This is a genomic window from Thalassococcus sp. (assembly GCF_982780845.1).
On sequence record NZ_CEYADA010000002.1, the window covers coordinates 33201 to 56843 of the forward strand.

At 52.3% G+C, this 23643-nt stretch carries 23 protein-coding genes; 7 read left to right on the forward strand and 16 right to left on the reverse strand.

All coding sequences use genetic code 11. The features are described from left to right. Positions 1-78: 78 nt before the first annotated feature. The 12 genes from flhA to AC4FIA_RS02465 form a co-directional block, all read right to left on the reverse strand. Positions 79-2148: a flagellar biosynthesis protein FlhA gene (flhA, locus tag AC4FIA_RS02410; RefSeq protein WP_490364569.1), complete on the reverse strand. Its 2070-nt coding sequence runs from the start codon at positions 2146-2148 to the stop codon at positions 79-81. Next, complete coding sequence (locus AC4FIA_RS02415; RefSeq protein WP_490364570.1) at positions 2145-3764, reverse strand: hypothetical protein; 1620 nt, start codon at positions 3762-3764, stop codon at positions 2145-2147. The genes flhA and AC4FIA_RS02415 overlap by 4 nt, the downstream gene beginning before the upstream one ends. Next, a complete protein-coding gene (gene motA, locus AC4FIA_RS02420; protein ID WP_490364571.1) occupies positions 3761-4630 on the reverse strand; it encodes a flagellar motor stator protein MotA in 870 nt (289 codons plus the stop codon). The genes AC4FIA_RS02415 and motA overlap by 4 nt, the downstream gene beginning before the upstream one ends. Before the next feature lie 21 nt (positions 4631-4651). Continuing rightward, positions 4652-5752, reverse strand: a complete 1101-nt coding sequence (locus AC4FIA_RS02425) for a flagellar basal body P-ring protein FlgI (protein ID WP_490364572.1) — start codon at positions 5750-5752, stop codon at positions 4652-4654. Next, positions 5752-6753 carry a flagellin gene (locus tag AC4FIA_RS02430; RefSeq protein WP_490364573.1) on the reverse strand — a complete coding sequence of 334 codons (1002 nt, stop codon included), beginning with the start codon at positions 6751-6753 and terminating at the stop codon, positions 5752-5754. Before AC4FIA_RS02430 ends, AC4FIA_RS02425 begins: the two co-directional genes overlap by 1 nt. 10 nt (positions 6754-6763) lie before the next feature. Further along, positions 6764-8149, reverse strand: coding sequence for a flagellar hook-associated protein FlgK (flgK, locus tag AC4FIA_RS02435; protein ID WP_490364574.1), 1386 nt, complete (start codon positions 8147-8149; stop codon positions 6764-6766). 17 nt (positions 8150-8166) lie between these two features. After that, positions 8167-9468, reverse strand: coding sequence for a flagellar hook protein FlgE (locus tag AC4FIA_RS02440; RefSeq protein WP_490364575.1), 1302 nt, complete (start codon positions 9466-9468; stop codon positions 8167-8169). A 102-nt stretch (positions 9469-9570) separates the two neighbouring features. After that, positions 9571-10392 carry a flagellar motor protein MotB gene (locus AC4FIA_RS02445; RefSeq protein WP_490364576.1) on the reverse strand — a complete coding sequence of 274 codons (822 nt, stop codon included), beginning with the start codon at positions 10390-10392 and terminating at the stop codon, positions 9571-9573. A gap of 96 nt (positions 10393-10488) precedes the next feature. Next, positions 10489-10893 (reverse strand): c-type cytochrome, encoded by a 405-nt coding sequence (locus AC4FIA_RS02450; RefSeq protein ID WP_490364577.1) that lies wholly within the window; start codon positions 10891-10893, stop codon positions 10489-10491. A 167-nt stretch (positions 10894-11060) separates the two neighbouring features. Further along, a complete protein-coding gene (locus tag AC4FIA_RS02455) occupies positions 11061-11654 on the reverse strand; it encodes a Smr/MutS family protein (RefSeq protein ID WP_490364578.1) in 594 nt (197 codons plus the stop codon). Then, on the reverse strand, positions 11651-12715 hold the full coding sequence (gene mltA, locus AC4FIA_RS02460) for a murein transglycosylase A (RefSeq protein WP_490364579.1): 1065 nt from the start codon (positions 12713-12715) through the stop codon (positions 11651-11653). The genes AC4FIA_RS02455 and mltA overlap by 4 nt, the downstream gene beginning before the upstream one ends. Then, the gene (locus AC4FIA_RS02465) at positions 12712-13371 is read right to left on the reverse strand and encodes a Tim44/TimA family putative adaptor protein (RefSeq protein ID WP_490364580.1); all 660 of its coding nucleotides are present in this window, start codon (positions 13369-13371) and stop codon (positions 12712-12714) included. Before AC4FIA_RS02465 ends, mltA begins: the two co-directional genes overlap by 4 nt. A 102-nt stretch (positions 13372-13473) precedes the next feature. On the opposite strand from AC4FIA_RS02465, the gene AC4FIA_RS02470 reads away from it, so the two are divergent. Together AC4FIA_RS02470 and secB are read left to right on the forward strand one after the other, a co-directional pair. Further along, positions 13474-13992 carry an FxsA family protein gene (locus tag AC4FIA_RS02470; protein WP_490364581.1) on the forward strand — a complete coding sequence of 173 codons (519 nt, stop codon included), beginning with the start codon at positions 13474-13476 and terminating at the stop codon, positions 13990-13992. 56 nt (positions 13993-14048) lie between these two features. Next, a complete protein-coding gene (secB, locus tag AC4FIA_RS02475) occupies positions 14049-14549 on the forward strand; it encodes a protein-export chaperone SecB (RefSeq protein ID WP_287473908.1) in 501 nt (166 codons plus the stop codon). Positions 14550-14553: 4 nt separating this feature from the next. Here the strand turns inward: secB and dnaQ are convergent, their stop codons facing one another. The 4 genes from dnaQ to AC4FIA_RS02495 are packed head-to-tail and all read right to left on the reverse strand — an operon-like array spanning position 14554 to position 17255. Beyond that, complete coding sequence (gene dnaQ / locus AC4FIA_RS02480; protein WP_490364582.1) at positions 14554-15243, reverse strand: DNA polymerase III subunit epsilon; 690 nt, start codon at positions 15241-15243, stop codon at positions 14554-14556. Next, positions 15236-15829: a dephospho-CoA kinase gene (gene coaE / locus AC4FIA_RS02485; protein ID WP_490364583.1), complete on the reverse strand. Its 594-nt coding sequence runs from the start codon at positions 15827-15829 to the stop codon at positions 15236-15238. The genes dnaQ and coaE overlap by 8 nt, the downstream gene beginning before the upstream one ends. Further along, positions 15826-16659, reverse strand: coding sequence for a shikimate dehydrogenase (locus AC4FIA_RS02490; protein WP_490364584.1), 834 nt, complete (start codon positions 16657-16659; stop codon positions 15826-15828). The genes coaE and AC4FIA_RS02490 overlap by 4 nt, the downstream gene beginning before the upstream one ends. Continuing rightward, positions 16656-17255, reverse strand: a complete 600-nt coding sequence (locus AC4FIA_RS02495; protein WP_490364585.1) for a Maf family protein — start codon at positions 17253-17255, stop codon at positions 16656-16658. The genes AC4FIA_RS02490 and AC4FIA_RS02495 overlap by 4 nt, the downstream gene beginning before the upstream one ends. A gap of 529 nt (positions 17256-17784) precedes the next feature. Here AC4FIA_RS02495 and rho point away from each other — a divergent pair. From rho to AC4FIA_RS02520, 5 genes are read left to right on the forward strand one after another with little or no spacing between them, the layout of a single operon-like run. Next, positions 17785-19056 carry a transcription termination factor Rho gene (gene rho, locus AC4FIA_RS02500; RefSeq protein WP_103910774.1) on the forward strand — a complete coding sequence of 424 codons (1272 nt, stop codon included), beginning with the start codon at positions 17785-17787 and terminating at the stop codon, positions 19054-19056. Positions 19057-19073: 17 nt separating this feature from the next. Next, positions 19074-20357 (forward strand): tRNA uridine-5-carboxymethylaminomethyl(34) synthesis GTPase MnmE, encoded by a 1284-nt coding sequence (mnmE, locus tag AC4FIA_RS02505; protein ID WP_490364586.1) that lies wholly within the window; start codon positions 19074-19076, stop codon positions 20355-20357. Positions 20358-20369: 12 nt separating this feature from the next. After that, complete coding sequence (gene mnmG, locus AC4FIA_RS02510) at positions 20370-22238, forward strand: tRNA uridine-5-carboxymethylaminomethyl(34) synthesis enzyme MnmG (protein WP_490364587.1); 1869 nt, start codon at positions 20370-20372, stop codon at positions 22236-22238. A gap of 12 nt (positions 22239-22250) precedes the next feature. Beyond that, positions 22251-22841: a 16S rRNA (guanine(527)-N(7))-methyltransferase RsmG gene (gene rsmG / locus AC4FIA_RS02515; RefSeq protein WP_490364588.1), complete on the forward strand. Its 591-nt coding sequence runs from the start codon at positions 22251-22253 to the stop codon at positions 22839-22841. Next, positions 22834-23643, forward strand: a complete 810-nt coding sequence (locus AC4FIA_RS02520) for a ParA family protein (RefSeq protein ID WP_490364589.1) — start codon at positions 22834-22836, stop codon at positions 23641-23643. Before rsmG ends, AC4FIA_RS02520 begins: the two co-directional genes overlap by 8 nt.

Here is a 23643-nt window from a genome sequence, read left to right on the forward strand (position 1 = left end):
GGCCCCCTACCCTAAGGAAAACCAGAAAAAGCGATGTCAGGAATTCCTGTTGTGCAAGAAGAAGCTCGGCCACAAACATCAGGTTGCGACCGTGCCGACCAGGTATGGCTTATTGGCGACGCCCAGCTCATCAAACGAGAGGACCGGATTGTTGATGCCCTTGGACGACAACACTGTCCGAATAAACCGCCGGCGCTTTCCATTTGTCACAAATGCCGCGGAAATACCGTTCGTCTGATTGTCAGATACAATAGACGCGGCATTACGCGTCAGGGCATCAAATTCCTTCTTTGGCAACGCAACATTGAAAGACGCGTCATCCATCGACACCTGATGAGCGCGGAACAGATCGTCCCATTCCGGAGCAAGCTGGATCAAAGGAATAGTTCCATCCGGGCGCTTCAGACCCGACACAATCTGAAAGCCCAACCGTTGTCGCACGTGTTCGCACTGGTCATCGATCGATCTGCGTGACTGGCTAATTTCAGCCAAAGCCTCAAGTATCAGTGGAAGATTTCGAATGGAGACCTGCTCGTCCAGCAAGAGCTTGAGAACCGGCAGAAGATTATCAATTTGAACCTTTTCGGGGATCATTTCATCGAGCAGTCTTTTATTCGCCTCGGCGCGCAACGGATTGGACACCTGCACCATTTCATCAAGGATGCGACGCAACGATTTGAGCGTAAACAACCGCGAAAAGTTCGCTTTGATCGTCTCCATCAAGTGGGTCGTCAGAACTTCGGTCGGCACAACGATCGTCGCACCGGCAAGGGCCGCCACATCTTGTTTTTCGCGACTGATCCAGCGGGCTGGCGCGCCATAGACAGGTTCTTTGACATCCTGGCCATCCGGCAGAGAGGCCTGATTTTCGGGCAACAAGGCCAGAACCAGATCCGCGTGCAGCATTCCGCGGGCGACCTCTACGCCTTGAATATAAATGACATAGGTGCCCGGCGCTAAGTCCAAACCGTCAGTCAACCTGATCTCGGGCAAAATGAACCCGAAATCAGTGGCGATGTGACGCCTGAGGTTGGTGATCCGTGAATCCATGCCCGTGTCAGCATTCAACGCCATTGGCACCAGATCCGGCGCAAACTCGATATGTATTTCGTCCAGATCCAGAATGTCACCCAAAGGTTTGGTTGGCGTTTCGGACGACGGCTCTTCTACGTCCAAACTTTGCTCGGACTCTTTCCAGATTGCTGCCTTTCTGAGCCAGGCAAAAACGCCGACAACCCCGCTGCCAAAAAGGAAGGGCAGAAACGGCATTCCCGGGAAAAAAGCGAGGACCGCCATGAATACGGAAACAAGCACAAGTGCATCAGGGTAGCGCCCAAGCTGCTCGACGATACCGCTGTCTGTCGTGCCCTTTGCCCCGCCGCGCGCAAGCAAAAGTGCAGAAGCAATTGACACGATAACTGCGGGAATTTGCGACACCAAACTGTCACCGACCGTCAGAATGGCATAGGTTTCGGCCGCAGCGCCGAACTCCATTCCATGAACACCGACCCCCATGATAAGCCCCATGACGAGGTTGAGCATCGTGATCAAAAGGCCCGCAATGGCGTCGCCTTTCACAAACTTCGAGGCACCGTCCAGAGACCCGTAGAAAGTTGTTTCCTGAAGTTCCGTTTCACGCCGCGCTTTTGCGGTTTCGTGATCGATGGCTCCGGCCGCCATATCGCTGTCGATGGCCAACTGCTTGCCCGGCATGCCATCCAAAGCAAAACGCGCCCCGACCTCGGCCATCCGCGTCGCGCCCTTTGTGATAACAACAAAGTTCACAATCAGCAGAACAAGAAAGACAACCAACCCCAGAAATATGCTGCCGCCCATCACAAAGAGGGCGAACCCTTCGATGACCTTGCCGGCGGCGCTGATGCCCTCATGGCCCTGCCCGATAATCAGTTTTGTTGAACTGACATTCAGCGACAGCCGGAGCATCAAAGTCGCAAGAAGTACGGTTGGAAAAATCGAAAAATCCAATGGTCGCTCAATGAAAAGAGTGACCGCAAATATCAAAATCGCCAGGGCGAACGACAGCGACAGCCCGATATCCAGCACCCATGACGGAAGGGGCATCACCATGATGATGATCACGGCCAGGAGTGCTCCTGGCAGCAAGAACTTTGATATGTTTGTTGTCATTGGGTTAATGCCGTCTGTTCCCGCAGCTTATTATCCAAGGGAGCGATACGTCCCTTTGAAACCACTACGGCATCCAGAAGATCATCAACTTCGTTAACCACCTCTAAAAATTTAGAATAATCTGTACCTAAAGGAGCTTTCGTTGTTGATGGTGAGCTCGATTGTTTTGAATCCGTTAATGTTTCACTCATTGCCGGATAAGATTTCGGTATCGAGAATTTTGGATCAAATTCCGGAAGTCCAATGGCGTCAATTGCCTCCCTAAGGCGAGTGAATTCATCTTGGCCCTGGTCTTCTTCGTTAATTTTTTGCCAGAAAGCCGCCGAAGATAGCAATAATATATCTTCTTCACTACCATACTCGACGGCGTAACTTACGATCGATTTAAACATGGACAGCTTTGTATCGTAGCTGAGTTCAACTTCATCTACGATCTTGATCGACGATAGAAGGTCGTTCTCGGATAAGCGTTTGGATAACTTAATCTTCGTCAGCTCTTCGAGCTCATTCATATTCTGAGCTACAACAGTCAACTGATCCAAAAGAGATATTGGCACTTCTACCAAAGATTTCTCATTGATGCTACCTAGGGTAGCAAATTTTACATCCATATCCAGCTGGGAAATTTCTTCTTCGGGCCAAAATTCGTCGACCAAACCAACCTCTCCAAGATGCAGCAACCTTTCTTTGAAATGCGGTTCAATCCAGTGCCGTGTGACTTCTGGAAAACTGTCCATCATTCGCAACGCAGCCTTGTAGTCAGCAGAGGTTTGGCTGGGTGGATCTGAGAAGATGGACCAGAAAACATAGGCTTCGTGGCACTTTTCGTAATTGGAGAAGTTGTAGCCAGAGCTGTTTGGATCATCCGACACATTCAGAACTGCGCGCGCTTCGCGCTTTTCTTCCAGATTCAAAGAGATCATCAGAGACTCAGCCTCTGCGAACAATCCCAAAGCAAGGTACTTCGTTATGAATTCAGTTACATCCTGGTCGGATAGTTCGTTGCCGACTTTTTCCGATAAATTGGTTCTAGAGACCAGAAGATCTCCATAGGAGAATTCAATTGGAAGATTTATAATGTTCTCTACAATGCTATTACTTGGGCAAACATGTTGGGTAGTAGTAGATGTCGAAGATGGCGTGGCTTTCGATTCAGGGCGTTCTTCTGAATCATTAAAAATATTTATTTCGGGGAGTTTGCTTGTATCAAATTTCCAAAAATTTTTGGTCTTTAGGAAATTTCCAGAACTTGAAACCGAAAAATCATGCGTGCCGTCTTGGATGTCTATTACAAAATGAGATCTATTAAATATATGAGTGGACAGCTCACAATCACAATTAAGGCGTAGATTAATCGCGCCCTTATCTTGAGAGATAGAATCTAGTCTTTCGTTACTTATATAGTCGAAAACGTGATCAACATTGAAAAGGGTTTCTTTTGGAAACCTCACCTCTACCAATCTACGCGTTTTATGATTTATTACAGGTTTTTCTCCATTCGGCATTTCCATCACCAAGCGGACAAACCCGTCGTGTGATCCAGATTTGACCACGATGCCCTCAGCCGCAACCGAATGTGCGAAAATCAGGAGGAATACGGCAAGAAAAAATTTCATGCTGCATCCTGCTTGGTCTGCTTCAATGCCTCTGCCAAATCACCGAATGACGGCCTGATCGCAGATGGCGCGTTCTGGCGCCCCACTTCAATGCACATATTGGTTGGGTGGTTGAAAAGATTGGCAACGAGCACTTCTCTGATTAGCTTGTAGAAATGGCTATCTTCCTCAACGACAGCCCGGACTCGCGACGCGAAGGGGGCCACCAACCCATACGCCAAGAAAACACCAAGAAATGTCCCAACCAGAGCGCCGCCGATTAGTTTACCGAGGACTTCCGGCGGCTGGTCGATCGAACCCATGGTTTTGATCACGCCAAGAACGGCGGCCACAATCCCCAGAGCAGGCAGGCCATCTGCGACCGTTTGCAATGCGTGGCTTGAGTGTAGATCTGAGTGGAGCTTGGCCTCCAATCGTTTCTCGAGGATTTCTTCAACCTGATGGGGGTCATCGTAGTTCATGGAACCGGATCGAAGCGTGTCGCAGATCAGCGATACGGCCTCTGTGTCTCCCTGGATTTTTGGATATTTTCCGAAAATCGAAGAGGTATCAGGCTCTTCTATATGAGCTTCCAGCTCGATAGGGCTCTGTCGGGCAACTTTTAGAAGTTCGGAGAGCAAACACAGCAGATCACGATAGTCTTCTGGCACCCACTTAGGCCCTTTGAAGACCTTTTTGATGTCCTTGCCGGTGTGCTTCAGAACGTGTTTGTCGTTCGCAATCAAAAAAGCGCCAATTGCAGCGCCGCCGATCATCATCATCTCGAACGGCAGCGATTTCATGATGATCCCCATCTTGCCGCCGGCCAAAAGGTAGCCCCCGAACACCATGGCAAAAATGGTTACAATTCCGATCAAACCAAACATAGTTTTTCCCGCAGCTTTTGGTTACATAACAACAAGTTCGGCGTGGAGAGCGCCGGCAGCATGTATCGTTTTCAGAACATCAATCATGTCGTGGGGTGCGACGCCCAAGGCATTCAGGCCTTCAACAATTTGCGACAGAGTCGTTCCACCGGACACTTCGGCCAAACCTGTTCCTTCGGCCTGATCAATCTGCGCGTTCGTTCTTGGAAGTTCGACCGTCTCGCCGTCTGAGAACGGGTTGGGCTGGCTAACCACGGGTGCTTCCTGAATACGCAGGGTTAGCCCACCCTGTGACACCGCGACCCTTGAGATACGAACGGATTCGCCAATTACGATTGTTCCTGATCTTTGGTCGACCACAACCTTTGCCCGACGCTCCGGAGCGATCGCAAGAGACTCGATATTCACCAACAAATGCGCAGGAGAGTTGCTGCCTGCAGCAGCAACATCGACATCAACAGTTCCAGCATCCAGCATCACAGCGGCCGGTCGTCCGAGATGCTTGTTGATTTGTGTCTCGATGCGAACCGCGGTTGTGAAATCCGGTTCACGCAATGCCAAACGCAGGGATTTCAGGGCTGCGAAGTTATACTGCACTTCTCGCTCGACCCGCGCGCCGGACGGAATTGACCCAGACGTCGGGACGCCTTGAACAACCCGTGCGCCCTGCCCTTCATTGGACACACCCCCTGCGATCACAGTTCCCTGTGCGACAGCATAGATTTCACCATCCGCTGCGTTCAAAGGAGTCATGATCAACGTGCCGCCAAGCAGGCTTTTGGCATCTCCAATGGCTGATACAGTCACATCGATTTTTGATCCGTTTCTGGCAAACGGGGGCAATTCTGCGGTTACGAAAACTGCTGCTACGTTCTTGGGCCGAAACTGTTCGCCATTTACGTTTACGCCAAGCCGCTCAAGTAGGGTTGTCATGATTTCTTCGGTGTAGGGCGCATTGCGCAGGCCATCACCTGTGCCATTCAAGCCAACAACCAGGCCGTAACCAACCAGATCATTCCCGCGAAAGCCCTCAAACTCGACCAGGTCCTTGATACGAACAGATTGGGCATGAGCAAGCGACGACACCACACAAAAGGCGATGAGTAATACGACGCGGAACATCAGCGCATAACCTCTAGAAACGAAAGCTGAGACCTGCGCGACACGATTGTATAAAGCGCCTCGAGCTGGGTTTGGGCCTGTTCGAGTTTGGTCGCCGCTTCGTATTTATCGATTTTGGTCAACGCCAATTTGGCGGCTTCCAGATTTTGAACCTCAGCTTCTTGAACCTGCTGCATGCGATCAATGCGGCTTTCGACGTTCCCCATCTTTGCCATGGAATTGATCAGGTCGGATTCCGCGCCGTTCAGCGCGTCAGCCGTCCGCGAAAGAAGTTTGATCTGCTCCGAGGGCGCGAGGTTCAGAGAACTGTCGGTCGCGAAGACCGACATAGCCATCGCCTTCAAACCATCGCGGAACACATTGTCGTCGGCGCGAACAGATAACCCGATGCGCTGCCCATTTCCCAAATCCAGTGGCGGGACATCCGTTTGGGACCCTAAATAGCCCAAAGCAGCAAACCCGCCTGTGTCGCTGAACCAATCATCCAGACGCATTTCGACTTCATCAGCGGTCGTTGCGCCCTGCAACACCTGTGAAATCTCATTGAGCATGTCATTTTCGCCCGCCAAAGGCTGCCGGTCGGTTGCAACACCCGAGAAAAGCGAACGGCCCGCAACCTGCGTGTTCAGGTTGGAAATGGTAAGACCAAAGGCAGCTCGTGCGCTTTCCGATAAAGCGTTTCTGTCCACAGTCGCCTGCGCAAATTCAACGTGCTGAAGGCTTGATTTCAGTTCGGACCACGCCGAATTGATTGAAGTCAGGCTTTGCTGGGCAGAAGTCGCGCGAATACCGAGTTCACTCAGCGCGATACTGCGGCTCTCCCGATTTGAAAGATCTGCGGAAATCCGACCAAGGGACGTCAGATCGCCTTTGAGGTGCTTTCCAGTATCCTCTGCAATTCCGGTTGTGACCTCGGCACCGCTTGTCAGAACGTCGGACTTCAACTGCGCCTGCCAGCGTTTCATGACCAAAGTCTGGGATAAGTCACCAATAGAAATCATTGTCCGTTCCTCACATTTCGAGAAGGCGCGTAATCAGGTCGTCCAAGGTCTGGAGCACCTGAGCGTTGGCCGCGTAAGCCCGTTCCACCAGCATCAAGTTCTGAAGCTCTTGATCCGTATCCACCCCTTCAGAAAGTTCGATTTCGCGAAGGGAAATATTTCTGTCGGTGACTGCGGATTGCTGTGTTTCAAAGCGGACCCGAGCCGATACCGCACGATTTTCAAGATCGAGCACCATGTCGGACAAAGACCCCGAAACACTTTGTGGGCCGCTTGTTCCGTTGAGCGATGAAAGCATTGAATTCAGGACCGTGGGGTCGCCTACCTCACCGTTTGCAGGCGCATAGATGCCATCCCTGATGCGCCACGCATCTTCTGCTGTGACGGCCGAATTCAGCTGCAATCTACCCGCAAGTCCGGTTGAAGGGGGGGCGGTTACATTGCCCATATCCGTGAAAAGGCCCGGTGCACCGGCTGCGATGGTGCCATCTGGACCGCCACTTTCAAACCTCAGAGCAAGCTCTTGAGCGGCGGCATCCAGTGATTGCTGATATTCCGGAACGGTCTCATCCCTGAGAAGGAACTGCGCAGCGATTGCGCCACCTGAAAAGGGGCCGCTGTCCGTGAAAGACACGTTTCTTCCGTTCAACGTTAGGCCCCCAAGCATGCCATTCGCTTGGGTCATGTGGGCTGCGATTGTCGGCGTTTCGTCGAAACCTACTGTAGCGGCCTTATCACCCACCAGAATGGCGCCACCCTCGGTGTAGACAGTGAGTTCGCCACGATCACGGGCAACCGTCCGGATCGGAACGAGTTCAGCAATCTCATCCAGGGCCTTTTGCCTTTGATCCATAAGGCCGGACACTTCGACATCGCCATGTTTGGCCACCGAGATGCTGTGGTTCAGATTTGCCACCTCTTCCAACTTGGCGTTGAGGTGCTCTACCTGAGAAGCAATTGTTGAATCCGCCTGACGTCGGATATCCTGCAGCTCAGTCTCTTTCGCATTAAAAGCAGCTGTCAGTTCGTTCGCCGCGTCGACAACAGCCTCGAGACGCAAAGTTGAGGATGGATCACTTGCGGCCAGGACAAGCGCGGTATCAAAGGCGGCCAACGAGCTGCTGATCGAACCAGCATCCTCAATCGTGCCGAAGACCTGTTCGATTTTCTGGGCGCCCTTTAGACCACCGGATGCCAACCCCACTTCGGCGTCGGAAAGCCTGCGGTCAGATAGCAGAACGGGATTGGTGATCCGTTTGACCAATCCGTTGTCAAACTCCCGTTTGCTGTAGGCGTCATTGCTTGCGTTCGCGACGTTAGACGCAATGACCTCTGCCGTGCGGACATTATAGGTCATGCCGCCCAGCGCATTGGACATGGCTGATGAAATGGTCATATCAGGCCCCCTTCAGATCAGCGTTTGATATTCGTGGTTTCCTGAAGCATCTCATCCACCGTCTGAATAACTTTGGCGTTCGACGAATACGCCCGCTGGGTCTGGATCAGGTTGGTGAGCTCGCTTGCAACATCAGTTGTGGACTCTTCCCGCGCATATGAAACGATGTCGCCCGTCGGGCCATCCGCCGCGTTCCATAGGAAGTAGCTGCCGCTTTCCGGCGACGGGATATAAACTTGGTTATCCAGCGCGATCAGCCCGTTGGGATTGGGCAGATCGACCAAAGGAACCTGGTAGATTGTGCGTGTGATACCGGTATCGAAATAGGCATGAACAAAGCCATTTTCGTCAATTTCCACAGAAGTCATGTTGCCCACTGGCGAGCCGTCTTTTGAGATATTCAGCGGTGCGAAACTGTCGGAAAGCTGGGTGATCCCATCATTTTCACCAATGTTGCCGATTGAGACTTCGATCGGGCCACTAGCAACGTTGGCCACGAAAGAGCCGGACGAAGGATCATACGCGCCGCCGGACAAGGTGTTGACTGACAACAGTGTACCACCGCTTGATCGGGAGTCATCGAACACCAGTTCGTATTCGCCGATCAACGTTCCGCCTGTTGCACTATCAGTGATTTCCATACGCCAAGTGTTTGAAGCACCGGATGCGAGCAGGACTGGAGTGAAGTTGATATCGATCGTCTCGGAAACACCGAGGTTATCGTAATATTCAACCGACAAGTTCAGCGGATCGCCTGAAGCCGTTGAATACGTCTCTGTCGCAGGTAGATTCAGGCCCAAAGACACTCGTGTCGTTGGTTCACCGGAAAACTGGTTCACATTGATTTGGACTGGCTCGAGACCATCACTTGTGTCACGGGGAAAGACTGGAACAGTGCCATCGGTGCTTGCCGGCCAGCCAAGAAGAACCAAGCCTGTTTCCGTTACCAGATACCCGTTTGCATCCGTCCGGAAGGACCCTGTTGTAATAAGCTGCATCTGTGGTGCGCCATTTCCAGCTTCGATATCAGATGCCTCTGCTACGGGAAGAAACCCGCGCCCGCGGACTGCCATGTCGGTCGCATTAGACGTACTGACAAGCGAGCCACTTTGATCGACAACGCGCTGGGACGTCGCACGCACACCACCAGCGGTATACGTTCCGCCAGAATTCGTCATAACCATCGAGTGAAAATCTGTTTCCACCCGCTTGTATCCATAGGTTGCAGAGTTCGCGATGTTGTCGGAAATCGACGACAATTTACTGGCATTCGCCGTCAGGCCCGCGACACCTGCGTTCAGGGAGGAGGAGATGGTCATGGAACGCCTTTCTGCTGTTTCCGACTGTTCCTCTTACCCTTACGCACGCTGTCTTAACGGTAGCCTAATAGGAAAAATCTTTCCTTTTCTGTGGCGATAACCCTATTTCAAAAGGACAAACTCCAACCGGTTGTTGCGGATGTTCATCGGGTTTTCCTGAACCGGATATCGATCGCCCAGCGCGGTCATCCGCGCGATGCGCGCCTCGTTAAGTCCGGCGTCCAGAAGTTGGGTATAAAATGCCTCCGCGCGTGCCTGAGAGACGGACCATGTGGGATCTTTGTCCAACACAACCGGAAAACTGGCCACACCTGCCTTCAATGCGATCTGCTGGTTTGTCAGTTCAGCAAACTCAGTCAAAGCACCGGACAGTTTTACAAGAAGATCGCTCGGGGTCGTTCCGTCGAATAGTTCGGCCGTGGGAAGATCATTCAGCCTGATTGCGTAGCCCTCATCGGTGAATCGCGCCGAAACGTGAGGCATCAAACTGTTGCCATCCAAGCTTTCGACAAGCGTTGCGCGCAGGATTTTATCCAGCTCTTCTTGCGTTTTAGGACCTGCACCGGACAGGTGAAGTCTTTGATCTTCGATCAATTCGGATTGGAATTTCGACTGCTTTTGATCGGTTGCTCCGGTGCCGTTCTGCGGCAGGGTATCTTCGGCAAATACCGAGTCCCCCCTAAGGTCCTTTTCACCGCCGCCAGAAACCCGGCTGATCGAAATATTCGGGCTGAAGTAGTCAGCCAAACCTTTCCGCTGCTTTTCGGTCGTCGCATTCAACAGCCACATCAGCATGAAAAAGGCCATCATCGCGGTCACGAAATCCGCGTAGGCCACTTTCCACGCGCCGCCGTGGTGGCCATCACCCGCGACCACCTTTTTGCGCTTGATAATAATCGGCGCAGATTCATTTCCAGATGCCATTGCATCCACTCCCGTTACTCACCCAGGACCAGATTATTAGGCGAGACTCTAACCAACGGTTAAGTCTTTAATTTAAGGGAAATTTTCGGGTCTTCGCTACTTCGCGGATTTCAGAAACGCGTAGATGTCTCTGGCGCTATGGCTTTGACGGTATGCCATCCGTGCGCGCGCAGTATCGTCCTTAAGCCACTTCTTCAGGAACGTCGTAGGATTCTTCAGGTAGGCCTCAAGCGTTTCGGGCGTCCACACCAGCCCTTGTTGGCCTGCCTGACGCAAAGAAGAGCTATAATTGAAACCTTTGCTGCTGCCTGCGGTGCGACCGGCAATCCCGTACAGGTTGGGCCCGACCTTGGCTCCCTGAAACAAGGCGCGACCATCCGGTGCTTTGACCATATGACATGCCGCACAATCAGCAAACGCTGCGCGCCCACGATCAGCATCCTGCGCATTCGCTAAAACAGGAAGGAAAAATATAAGCGCAATGAGGGCTTTGAAAGTCATAATGGCGTCCGTAGTCGGTAACTGACTACCTATGTGATTTTCTGAAAATGCACAGGTCGAATCTAAAAAATTAAAGGTGTTCGATGAACTTGTGCCACAAAACGCCCGGAAATGACACTGTATGCGGGCAGACGCATGTTTCCCAATCGCCTAAGGCACAAACCTGTTTAGCGTTGGCGCTTTAGATACACGTAGTAGGCACCTTCGCCCCCGTGGCGGATATGCGCGGGAGTCACCTGCAGCACGACCTGTGCCAAAGGTGGTAGCGTTAGCCAGAGCGGAACCTGCGTTTTCAGAACGCCCCGTCGGCGTGGCATCGGATCATACGGATCTTCGCGGCTGCCTTTACCGGTGATCACCAGAACCAACCGAAGACCCCGTGAGAAGGATGTCATGACAAAACGGTTGAGCGCGGGATGCGCCTGATCAAGCGTCATACCATGAAGGTCGATCCGCCCCTCGGGTACCAACTTGCCGCGCTTCATTTTGCCAAAGGCCTTGGCGTCCATCGACACCGGATCCTTTGCCAATCTTTTATGAGTGGTTTCCGGCGCTTTGATAGCCTCGGGAAGCCGCGTCGCCGACTGCCCAAGTCGGAAACTTTTGAAGGGTGTCGGCTTTAGTTTGGGTGCAGGCTTCTTGGCAGGAGCCTCTTCGCCGGATATCGGCGCAAAGTAATCCCGCCTATCAAGCTTTTCGGTCGTTTTGGCGACCCTCGACCATAGATCGGCGTCTTCCTGATCCAGCTTGCGACGTTTCACTGGGAAACATCCGGCAACATCGCGTAGGCCCGCTGGATTGGTAGAAACACCACCATCCGGCCCGGATCCTTCAGCTTACCCGCCGCTTTTCCCGCTTTGTCACCTGTACCCATGAAAATATCAGCGCGCTGAGCACCCTTGATGGCCGAACCAGTGTCCTGCGCGATCATGAGCCTGCGCATCGGGGACTCACCATCCTTTTCGACCCAGACAGGGGCCCCAAGCGGTGTGTACCGTTTGTCGACCGCGATTGAGCGCAGCGTGGTGATAGACCGGTTCATAGCACCCAGAGGGCCTTTGTCGGCGGGCACTTCGCTTACTTCGCGGAAGAACACGTAAGACGGGTTATGGTACAAAAGCTCGGTCCCGTCCGCAGGATTGCGCCGCACCCAGTTTTTGATGACGTCGGCAGACACCTGATGCGATTTGTACGTACCACGCCGGATCAGTTCGACCCCGATGGACCGGTATTCATGACCATTGGCGCCGCCGTAACCGACGCGGATCGTGCGCCCGTCGGGAAAGCGCACACGACCTGACCCCTGGACTTGCAAAAAGAACAGCTCGACCGGATCATCAACCCAGGCAATCTCAAGCCCGCGGCCGTCCATAACGCCAGATGTCAAAATATCCCTGCGCGAATACCACGGTTGGTTTCGGCGCGCTTCCGGGGGCATTTTGTAAATCGGATACTGATATCGCCCGCCGCGTGTGGGCGCGCCTGTCAGCTCCGGTTCGAAATAGCCGGTGAATAGTGGCTCTTGATCCGGGATCGTGATCATCACAGGGCGGAAAAACAGTTCAAAGAACTCTTTCGCCGATGCGGGGTTCTGATCTTTCGCCGCCGCACACAGATTTCGCCAGTCAGGGTCGTCAAAATCGCTGCACGTGTTCAAAAACACCTCAAGAGCGGCGCTATGGTCATCCTGATCCCAGCCGTCGAGATCATCGAACGACAGGATCGAGTAGACGATGTCTTCGCCATCGTCCCCCTGAGCACTAGCTTGTGTCCCTACCAAAGCGAGCCCCGCTAATATGACCGCAGCGATCCTTTGGATCATTCGCCCGTTGCGACAAGCTGCCAGTTCGGATCGTCGCTGCCCATGTTGCGTGCGAACGTCCAGACATCACGCTGACGTTTAACCTCGGACGGGCCGCCTTCAACGATCTCGCCTTCGGCGTTGCGCACTGCAAAGGTCAGTTCGCCAAAGAATCGAACAGTCAGTTCCGCCAGACCGGTTGAAGCGTCGAACGTCGCTTCGGTCAGCTTGGTTTCGCGCACGCCGATGAACTCTGCCTCGATTGTCAGGCCCTGTTCTTCACGGGACTTGATCACCTCCTCGAAGCTTTCAAATACATCCGCATCCAGATAGGGGCGCAAATCTTCAATTTGGCCATTTTCGAAACCCATCAGGATCATTTCGTAGGCACCACGGGCGCCGCCCAAGAATTCGGAGACCGAAAAGGCGGGCTCGACCCGCTTCATCTGCTCCAACGCTTTGGCGCTTTCGCTGCCTTCTTCAACGTGATCGGTGATATCCCGATCCGGACCGCCATCGATGACTTCGAAATTGCGTCGGTCTTTGCGGGGAGCCGCATCAAGAGGGGCAGGGGGCTTTTCAAAGCCGTCACGTGTCCCCAGAACATTCTTCAGGCGAATGATCAGGAACACAGCGATAGCTGCAAGTACGAGCAGCTGTAAAATAGGCAAATTCATCAAGACCTCATGCTGGGTTCTTTGAATGGACGTGTTGAAACCTTATGTAGGGAGTGCACGCGTAGCTGTCCACCGTACGCGACGACTTAGGAGATCAGATTAATGTGGCTCTTTTTGGCATTTCTGGCCATTCCAATCATCGAGATTGCCCTTTTCATTCAGGTTGGCGGCCTAATTGGCCTTTTCCCGACACTGGCGATCGTGGTGATTACAGCGATTTTGGGCACGTGGCTGGTTAGATCACAGGGGTCCCAAGCGCTACGAAATCTGCAGTCGTCATTCTCTGAACTTCGCGACCCGACCGAACCTTTGGCGCACGGTGCGATGATCTTGATCGCCGGTGCGCTGCTGCTAACCCCCGGCTTTTTCACCGACGCGGTTGGTTTCGCACTTCTGGCGCCGCCGGTGCGCATCGCGGTTTTGCGCTGGGCGCGCAAGAACATCAAAGTGACCCAATTTTCTATGGGTCAGTCTACCAGCTATTCGCACAGCAGCCACAAACAACGTGATCCGCGCACAAACGCGGGTCGCGGGCAGGGGGAAATCATCGAAGGCGACTACGAAGATATTTCAAAAACACCCAAACCCACCCATCCGGGTTCGGGCTGGACTAAGCATTGAGGATACCGCGCGTCACTGATAAGCGGTAACAAAAGCCATTTAAGGGAGTTTATCGCATGGGTGATGCGAATACGAACGGTGCACCGGAAGCAGCACCTCAGGTTAAAATGAACGTACTGGCCCAATTCATTCGGGACATGTCGTTTGAAAACATCCTCGCACAAAAGGGTGCTCAGGGTGACACGCAGCCGGACGTTCAGGTTCAGGTAAATCTGGATGCACGCAAACGCGCGCCGGAAAACCAGTACGAAGTCGTCATGAAGCTGAAGATCGACAGCAAAGCCAAGGAAACCGGCGATCAGCTGTTCCTGCTTGAGATCGAATATGCAGGCGTCTTCGTCGTTGAAAACGTACCCGAGGAACAGATCCATCCGTTCCTTCTGATCGAATGCCCGCGTATGCTGTTCCCGTTTGTGCGCCGCATCGTTGCCGACGTCACACGTGACGGTGGCTTCCCGCCGCTGAACCTTGAAACGATTGATTTCCTAGCACTTTACCGTGCGGAACTTCAGCGTCGCGCAGCGGCATCTCAGGCCGAACCCCAAGGCACAGCCTAAGATATCAGCCCTTATTCCAAAGGGCGTTATCCCCGAGCTTTTCGACAAAGGCGGCATGTGCCGCCTTTTCGTTTTCTGTGATCCGCGAAGGCAAGGGTTTTGGGCGGCGGGTCGGACGCCAATCGGTGTCCACTGACGCACCAGCCGTCTTTTCCTTTGAAACGGAAAGCGCAAAATCGGGCTGCTTGCCGCCGATCAGCTCAAGATACACCTCAGCCAGAATTTCAGAGTCGAGCAAAGCGCCGTGCAATGTCCGCGATGAGTTGTCGATGTTAAAACGACGACACAGGGCATCAAGCGACGCAGGCGACCCCGGGAAACGTTTACGCGCGATGGCCAGCGTATCCAGCGCCTGTTCCCAAGGCAGCTGGCGTTTGTTCAGCCATTTCAGTTCGGCGTTCAGGAATTTCATATCGAAGCTGGCGTTGTGGATGATCATTTTGGAATCCCCAACGAATTCCAGAAATGCATCCGCAATTTGGGCGAAGACAGGTTTATCGCGCAGAAAATCGTCGCCCAGCCCGTGAACTTCAAACGCTTCCTGCGGCATCGACCGTTCTGGGTTGATGTACTGGTGATAAGTGTTGCCCGTGGCTACATGGTTCCACAGCTCGACAGCACCGATTTCTACGATCCGATCGCCGGACTCGGGATCAAAGCCTGTGGTTTCGGTATCCAGAACGATTTCACGCATTGTCAGAGCCACTTTTCAGGGTTTCAAGCACAGTTTTGACGTCGTTTTCCGCCATTTCAAGGGTATCTGTCCGAACCCTGAAATCAGATCTCCGGACTTTTTCATCGTTCGGCATCTGCTTGGACAGGATTTGTTCAAACTGCGCTTCTGTCATCGTGCCCCGCGCCAAAACGCGTTCTCGTTGAAGGGTTGGATTCACGTCAACGCAAACAACGGCGTCAAATTCACCCTCTGAGTTCGTTTCGAACAACAGGGGGATGTCAAAAACGATGCAGTCCGCTTTCGAATGCGCTGCGAATTCCGCCCGATCCTGTCTGACCAACGGGTGCACGATCTTTTCCAGTTTGGACAAGGCATCACTTTCCGTAGAAATGATATCTTTCAACCGGTCTCTGGAAACAGCGCCGTCAGAGATTGCTTGTGGCCACAGGTTCTGAATTGGGGCTACCGCCGCGCCGCCTTGTTCGTAGAGGCGGTGAACGGCTGCATCAGCATCCCATACGTCGCATCCAAGATCTTTGAAAATCTTGGACGTTGTCGACTTACCCATGCCGATAGATCCGGTCAGGCCGATTTTAAGTGTCATCGCAAAACGGCCGCACGCAGTGCATCATCCACTTCCGGGCGCTTGTTGAACCATCGTTCAAACCCCGGAACCGCCTGATGCAGCAACATGCCCAAGCCGTCGACAGTCGGGCAGCCGATTTCACGCGCAGTTTTCAGAAGCTTGGTTTCCAGCGGTGTGTAAACGATGTCTGTAACCAAAGTTGTCGGTCGCAACCCGTCAAGCGGCACGCGCAATTCAGGCTTCCCGACCATGCCAAGCGACGTCGTGTTCACAACAGTCGCGGCATCCTCCATCACATTCCCTGCCTGCACCCATTCGATAACGCTCAGGCGTTTGCCGAAATCTTCGCGCAGCTTATCGGCCCGTGCCCGCGTTCTGTTGGTGATCAAAATCTCTGGGCAGCCAGCCTCGATCAATGACGCCACAATCGCACGCGCCGCGCCGCCCGCCCCAAGAACGACAGCCGGCCCAGCCTTTGGTTCCCAAGTCGGAGCTTTCTGACGCAGGTTGGCGATAAATCCGTAACCATCTGTATTATCGGCGTGAATCTTACCATCACTGCGGAAAATCAATGTGTTGGCAGCCCCGATCACAGCAGCCCGATCTGTAATCAGATCAGCAATCTCAAGCACCTTTTCCTTATAAGGGATGGTCACGTTAACGCCCACAAACCCCAGCTCAGGCAGCGTTTTCAAGGCACTTTCCAGTTTGTCAGCTGCAATATCCATCGGGATGTAATAGCCAGGCAAACCGTATTTCCGAAGCCAATAGCCATGAAGCTGAGGCGATTTCGAATGCGCAATAGGTGACCCGATAACACCCGCCAACGGGATACGATTTGCGGTCATGATGCCAGTTCTCCGATCAACGTCAGATGATTGATAAACTCTATAAGCGGAAGACCAAGCACATTGAAATGATCACCTTCAATCCGCGTGAACAATCGAACGCCTTCCTCTTCCAATTTGTACGCACCGACAGAGTCTGCGACTGAAGGCCAGTTCCGCCCGAGATAGTCATCGATGAACCCATCTGACAGATCGCGCATATAAAGGCGCACCATCCCGATATGGCGCCATTTCGGCTCGCCATCTTGGTAAAGAACCGCGGCTGATAGCAGCATGTGCTTTTTCCCGCTTAGTAAAGTCAGATGTTCCTTCGCCTGTTCGATGGTTTCCGGTTTGGACAGGATGCGATCATCGATTTGCAAAATCTGGTCACACCCCAGAACATACGCGCCAGGATTCTTCTGCGAGATTTTGCGCGCCTTCAATTCGGCCAGCGTATCAGCCACGTCACGGGGTTTAGCCTGCTCGGCTTCCAAGGCACCGCGAACCGAATCTTCATCAATCCGTGCGACCTGTACAGAGTGGGTGATTCCAGCCGACGACAGCAGTTCGGTGCGGATTTTTGATCCTGAAGCGAGGATGAGCGGATTTTTCATGTGGAAAACTCGTCGAATAACCGCGGGTAAATGTGGTTGGATCGTTCATGGGAAAATTAACACGATCATGCAAGCCGTGGACAACTTCCATGTTTTTCCCGACGTTCAGTAAGATTATCAGTTTGGGGACGGGATAACTTTACCGATGTGCGTAAGCTAAAATTTTTTGTATCTCTACCAAGATATGTACAAGAAACAATGAAATCCGAAATCACAATAAAATATTGTTAAATAACATTTTTTCTTGGTTAATCTAGTATACAAGAATTTTGGTACACCAAGTTTTCCACAATCTGTTCTAAGTGTGGAAAAACGGCCAGAAACTCATTAATCCCAAGCTTAACAAATCCCCAACAAACAAAATCATCTCTTAAATATTTTCTTTATTTTATAAAGATTACCTGCCTGACCTCGACGATTGACTTCACACGGTAATTTTCTTACCTGTGTTCCAACGCCTCAGTCCTGAGGAACGTGTTTTCCAACATAACTGCTTTGAACTGCATCTATCAGGTGCAGAGAGTGTGCGATGAATCTCGAAAAACTGAACCTGTCCGATCTTAAGGCTCAAAGCCCCAAGAACCTTTTGGCGCTTGCTGAAGAGCTTGAGATCGAAAACGCCTCGACCATGCGTAAAGGCGAAATGATGTTCCAAATTCTGCGTGAACGCGCAGATGAAGGCTGGGACATTTATGGTGATGGCGTTCTTGAAGTTCTTCAGGACGGTTTTGGTTTCTTGCGTTCTCCGGAAGCAAACTACCTGCCGGGCCCTGACGATATTTATGTATCGCCTGACATGATCCGTAAATTTTCGCTGAGAACAGGCGACACAATCGAAGGTCAGATCAAAGCACCTGAGGGTGAAGAACGTTACTTTGCTTTGATGGACGTATCGCAGATCAACTTCGAAGATCCTGAAAAAGCACGTCACAAGATCGCATTCGATAACCTTACGCCGCTTTATCCGGACGAACGTCTGAAGATGGAAATCGAAGATCCGACCATCAAAGACAAATCCGCGCGTATTATCGACCTCGTCGCACCGATCGGTAAAGGTCAGCGTTCTTTGATCGTTGCGCCGCCGCGGACTGGTAAAACGGTTCTGCTGCAGAACATCGCGTCAAGCATCGAAAAGAACCATCCGGAATGCTATCTGATCGTTCTTCTGATCGACGAACGTCCGGAAGAAGTTACCGACATGCAGCGATCTGTGAAGGGTGAGGTTATTTCCTCGACCTTCGACGAACCTGCGACACGTCACGTGGCGGTCAGCGAAATGGTCATCGAAAAGGCCAAGCGCCTTGTTGAACATAAGCGCGACGTCGTGATCCTGCTCGACTCGATTACACGCCTTGGCCGCGCCTTTAACACCGTCGTACCTTCTTCTGGTAAGGTTCTGACTGGTGGTGTTGACGCGAACGCCCTGCAGCGTCCCAAGCGCTTCTTCGGTGCCGCACGTAACATCGAAGAGGGTGGCTCTCTGACCATCATCGCAACAGCGCTGATCGACACAGGCAGCCGTATGGACGAAGTGATCTTTGAAGAATTCAAAGGTACGGGTAACTCTGAAATCGTTCTGGATCGCAAGGTTGCGGATAAGCGGGTCTTCCCGGCGATGGATATTCTCAAGTCTGGTACGCGTAAGGAAGATCTGTTGGTCGATAAAGCAGATCTCCAGAAAACATTCGTCCTGCGCCGCATTCTGAACCCGATGGGCACGACAGACGCGATCGAATTCCTGCAATCGAAGCTGAAACAGACTAAAACGAACTCTGAATTCTTCGATTCTATGAACACCTAAATCAGGGGCGCTAGCGGATGGATACGATCTTTGCCCTTGCTACCGCGCAGGGGCGCGCTGGCGTTGCTGTAATCCGTATTTCAGGTCCTCAGTCATGGGATGTAGGCACCGCGCTTGCCGGTAGCCTGCCCAAGCCGCGTAAAGCTGGTCTACGACGTCTTACAGCGTCTGATGGAACCTATCTTGATGAAGCTTTGGTTCTTACTTTTGAGGACAAAGAAAGCTTCACTGGTGAAAAAACGGTCGAGCTTCAGACCCACGGAAGTATTGCAGTCGTAAACTCTATTTTAAAAGAGTTGGGCGGGTTTAGTGACTGTAGATTGGCTGAACCTGGTGAGTTTACCCGCCGCGCAATGGAGAGTGGGCGCCTTGATCTTGTTCAGGTCGAAGCTCTTTCTGATCTGATCGAGGCCGAAACAGATCTGCAAAGAAAACAGGCCTTACGGATGTTCGATGGCGCGTTTGGTGAACGCGTTCTATCGTGGCGGCAATCGCTGATCCGGGCGGCTTCTTTGCTAGAAGCGGTTATCGACTTCGCTGATGAAGAAGTACCAGAGGACGTTTCAGTAGAAGTTTCCGAGCTTCTGAAAATGGTAATCGACGCTTTAAATAAAGAGCTGACTGGCTTTCAAAGTGCAGAACGAATTCGATCCGGTTTTGAGGTTGCGATTATTGGCGCTCCGAATGTGGGTAAATCCACATTACTCAATGCGTTGGCTGGTCGCGACGCAGCCATCACGTCTGAAATTGCGGGAACGACGCGCGATGTGATCGAGGTGCGAATGGACCTCTCCGGAATTCCCGTAACCTTGTTGGATACAGCTGGTTTACGAGAGACCGAGGATACAATTGAAGCACTTGGTATCGCGCGAGCAAAGGATAGGGCTTCGGCTGCAGACCTTCGTGTATTTCTGAAATCTGGTGATGAAGCTGTTCCGGACTTCATTGAAGCAGAGGATCTGGTTTTCGAAACAAAGGCGGATTTGACAGGAAAAGAAGACGCTATCTCGGCTAAATCGGGTGAGGGGCTGGACAAGGTTATTCAATCGATAACCCATGCTTTGCAGCAGAAAGTTGCTGGTGCTGGCCTTGCCACCCGAGAACGCCATCGCGTCGCACTTGTCCAGGGTGTTAAACATCTAGAAACTGCAGAAAGATTGATTTCGGAAGGCTCCGAAATTTATGATATCGCTGCTGAAGAGATTCGAACCGCCGTACGTGGACTTGAAAGTCTTGTTGGTAAAGTTGGCGTTGAAGACCTGTTGGACGAAATCTTCTCAAGTTTCTGTCTTGGAAAGTAAGGAGTGTTTCACGTGAAACATTTGGACTTTGATGTGATCGTTGTTGGCGGTGGCCACGCCGGGACAGAAGCGGCCCACTCATCAGCACGTACAGGCGCAAAGACCGCTCTGATAACCATGCGCGAGGCGGATATCGGCGTGATGTCTTGTAACCCAGCAATCGGTGGTTTGGGTAAGGGTCACCTTGTCCGCGAAATCGATGCCTTGGATGGTGTAATGGGGCGGGTCGCTGACCTAGCAGGTATTCAATTTCGGCTTTTGAACCGCCGGAAAGGGCCTGCCGTACAGGGGCCACGTGCACAAGCAGATAGAAAGATCTATCGCCGTGAGATGTTGGCGCTGACTAAAAGCCAAGAGAACCTGACGATCGTTGAAGGTGAAGTCATCGACCTTCTTCTGAATGGCGATACTGTGTCGGGCGTTGCTCTGGCCGACGGAACAACGATTAGCTCTAAATCCGTTGTCTTGACCTCCGGAACTTTCCTACGTGGCGTAATCCACATTGGGGATACGTCCTATGCCGGGGGTCGTATGGGTGACCAAGCTTCTGTACGACTGGCCGAGCGTATTGATGAATTTGGTTTACCGTTAGGGCGCTTGAAAACTGGCACGCCTCCGCGACTTGATGGTCGAACAATTGATTGGGATCGTCTGGATACGCAGCCCGGCGACGATGAACCGGTGATGTTTTCGTTCTTATCCAAGTCACCGACAGCAAAGCAAATCTCTTGTGGCATCACACACACGAACGAAAAAACGCATGAGATCATCCGCTCAAACCTAGAACGCTCAGCGATGTACGGTGGCCATATCGAAGGCGTCGGGCCGCGATACTGCCCATCAATTGAGGACAAGGTCGTCCGCTTCGCTGATAAGACATCGCACCAAATTTTCCTTGAACCTGAGGGCGTCGATGATCACACCGTTTATCCAAACGGGATTTCGACATCCTTACCGGCCGATGTGCAAGAGGATTATGTCCACTCGATCGAGGGGTTGGAGAAAACTAAAATCCTTCAACCTGGTTACGCGATTGAATATGACTATGTAGATCCCCGTGCGCTTGATCTGCAATTGGCCGTCAAAGGTGTGAATGGTCTGTTCTTGGCTGGCCAAATCAACGGCACAACCGGTTATGAAGAAGCAGCTGCACAGGGTTTGATCGCCGGCACTAACGCGGCGCTTCGTTCCGCGGCTAAAGACCCATTCATTCTAAGCCGGTCCGACAGCTATATTGGCGTGATGATCGACGATCTAACCACACGGGGGGTTAGCGAACCTTATCGCATGTTTACGTCCCGCGCAGAGTTCCGCCTGTCACTGCGGGCCGATAATGCGGACCAACGCCTTACGCAGATTGGTCTGGATTTTGGACTTGTGGGTGATGTCAGAAAGTCTGCGTTCCAATCAAAGATGGAAGCTTTGCATTCTGCTAAAGCGTCACTGGAAGCACTCAGCCTTACTCCAAAGGAGCTGAATGAGATTGGCTTAACTGTCAATCAGGATGGCGCCCGCCGGAATGGTATGGAAATTCTGGCGTTTCCGGATACGTCCTTTGAATCGCTGCTTGCAGCGGATTCTTCGCTTGAACGTGTACCTGATGACATTCGTCGCCAGCTTGAAAAAGACGCGACGTACGCAAGCTACATCGAGCGTCAGAAAAAAGACGTGGAGGCGCTTCGTAAAGACGAGAAGCAGGCTATTCCGTCAGATTTCGATTTCGGGGTGCTGAGTGGTTTATCGAACGAGCTGAAGGATAAGTTGACGCGGGCACGGCCGGATAACCTTGCTCAGGCTGCACGGGTCGAAGGAATGACGCCGGCCGCACTGTCGCTGCTGCTGTCCAAGCTTCGTCAAGCCAGCCGTCAAAAATCTGCGTAACAGGTTCCCAAGATGAATGTTTCACGTGAAACACTGGACCGGCTGCGCGCGTATGAAGCGCTGGTTCTGAAGTGGTCACCAAAGATCAACCTCGTTTCCAAGGGCACGCTGGCTGATACCTGGGAGCGGCACATTGTCGATTCTCTCCAAGTTATCGAGTTGGCCCCGAAATCCGGAAAATGGGTGGATTTGGGCAGTGGTGGGGGATTTCCCGGTATCGTTGCTGCAATTTGTGCTATGGAGGCGGATCGCTATCACGATGTGACTCTCGTTGAGAGTGACGCCAGAAAATCGGCTTTTCTACGTACAGCCCTTCGGGAAATTGGTGTCGAAGGAACAGTTATTACCGACAGGATCGAAAACGTTCCAGGGCAGGGGGCAGACATCCTAACTGCCCGCGCATTGACGTCGCTTGATGGTTTGTTGGGCTTTGCAAAACAACATTTGGCCGAACAGGGAATAGCCCTTTTCCCGAAAGGGGCGACGTGGCAAAAAGAAGTTGAAGCAGCAAAAGAACACTGGGATTTCCAAGCAAAAATGCACCCCAGTACGACACATCCAGACGCCGTTGTGCTGGAAATAAGTGAGGTCAAACATGTCTGATCCGACGCGTCCCGTTGGTCCGAAGATTATCGCAATCGCCAACCAAAAGGGCGGGGTCGGCAAAACGACGACTTCTATCAATCTGGCCGCGGCATTAGCGGAAGAGGGGCTGTCGATTCTACTTGTTGATCTTGATCCGCAAGGCAACGCGTCCACTGGCATTGGTGTTGAACCCACAGAGCGCGAATACACCTCTTACGAATTGCTGCTTGAGGATGTTCCGTTGAAGGATGTAATCCGAAAAACGGAAACCGAAGGTGTCTTTGTAGTACCGGCCACCGTTGACCTGAGCTCGGCTGATATCGAGCTTTATTCGACCGAAAAACGTAGCTTTTTGCTGCATGATGCGCTGCGCCAGCCAGCAATGGATGATTTCGGCTTTGATTACATCCTGATCGACTGTCCGCCTTCGCTCAATTTGCTGACGGTGAACGCGATGGTCGCCGCACATTCCGTCCTCGTGCCCCTACAAAGCGAATTCTTCGCGCTTGAAGGCTTGTCTCAGCTTATGCTGACAGTCAGAGAGGTTAGGGAAACGGCGAATTCCGCGCTCAGGATCGAAGGTATTGTTCTGACCATGTACGATGCACGGAATAACCTGTCGTTGCAGGTAGAAGAGGATGCGCGTGACAATCTTGGGGATCTTGTTTTCCATACTGTTATTCCCCGAAACGTCAGGGTCAGCGAGGCGCCGTCCTTTGCGATGCCCGTTACATCCTACGATGGCATGTCCAAGGGTGCGCAGGCATACCGCGCCCTTGCCCGTGAACTAATCAAGAAAAACAGCAAACTGGCCGCATGA

Coding starts and splice junctions, on each gene's coding strand:
- dnaQ (WP_490364582.1), bottom strand. CDS start 15,243: ATGCGTGAAATCGTTCTGGATACCGAAACCACAGGCTTTGATCCCGAG.
- AC4FIA_RS02415 (WP_490364570.1), bottom strand. CDS start 3,764: ATGAAATTTTTTCTTGCCGTATTCCTCCTGATTTTCGCACATTCGGTT.
- rho (WP_103910774.1), top strand. CDS start 17,785: ATGAATCTCGAAAAACTGAACCTGTCCGATCTTAAGGCTCAAAGCCCC.
- mltA (WP_490364579.1), bottom strand. CDS start 12,715: ATGATCCAAAGGATCGCTGCGGTCATATTAGCGGGGCTCGCTTTGGTA.
- AC4FIA_RS02465 (WP_490364580.1), bottom strand. CDS start 13,371: ATGAATTTGCCTATTTTACAGCTGCTCGTACTTGCAGCTATCGCTGTG.
- AC4FIA_RS02425 (WP_490364572.1), bottom strand. CDS start 5,752: ATGTTCCGCGTCGTATTACTCATCGCCTTTTGTGTGGTGTCGTCGCTT.
- mnmE (WP_490364586.1), top strand. CDS start 19,074: ATGGATACGATCTTTGCCCTTGCTACCGCGCAGGGGCGCGCTGGCGTT.
- flgK (WP_490364574.1), bottom strand. CDS start 8,149: ATGACCATTTCATCAGCCATGTCCAATGCGCTGGGCGGCATGACCTAT.
- AC4FIA_RS02470 (WP_490364581.1), top strand. CDS start 13,474: ATGTGGCTCTTTTTGGCATTTCTGGCCATTCCAATCATCGAGATTGCC.
- flhA (WP_490364569.1), bottom strand. CDS start 2,148: ATGACAACAAACATATCAAAGTTCTTGCTGCCAGGAGCACTCCTGGCC.
- AC4FIA_RS02450 (WP_490364577.1), bottom strand. CDS start 10,893: ATGACTTTCAAAGCCCTCATTGCGCTTATATTTTTCCTTCCTGTTTTA.
- secB (WP_287473908.1), top strand. CDS start 14,049: ATGGGTGATGCGAATACGAACGGTGCACCGGAAGCAGCACCTCAGGTT.
- AC4FIA_RS02445 (WP_490364576.1), bottom strand. CDS start 10,392: ATGGCATCTGGAAATGAATCTGCGCCGATTATTATCAAGCGCAAAAAG.
- AC4FIA_RS02520 (WP_490364589.1), top strand. CDS start 22,834: ATGTCTGATCCGACGCGTCCCGTTGGTCCGAAGATTATCGCAATCGCC.
- coaE (WP_490364583.1), bottom strand. CDS start 15,829: ATGACACTTAAAATCGGCCTGACCGGATCTATCGGCATGGGTAAGTCG.
- motA (WP_490364571.1), bottom strand. CDS start 4,630: ATGTTTGGTTTGATCGGAATTGTAACCATTTTTGCCATGGTGTTCGGG.
- AC4FIA_RS02490 (WP_490364584.1), bottom strand. CDS start 16,659: ATGACCGCAAATCGTATCCCGTTGGCGGGTGTTATCGGGTCACCTATT.
- AC4FIA_RS02430 (WP_490364573.1), bottom strand. CDS start 6,753: ATGATTTCTATTGGTGACTTATCCCAGACTTTGGTCATGAAACGCTGG.
- AC4FIA_RS02495 (WP_490364585.1), bottom strand. CDS start 17,255: ATGAAAAATCCGCTCATCCTCGCTTCAGGATCAAAAATCCGCACCGAA.
- rsmG (WP_490364588.1), top strand. CDS start 22,251: ATGAATGTTTCACGTGAAACACTGGACCGGCTGCGCGCGTATGAAGCG.
- AC4FIA_RS02440 (WP_490364575.1), bottom strand. CDS start 9,468: ATGACCATCTCCTCCTCCCTGAACGCAGGTGTCGCGGGCCTGACGGCG.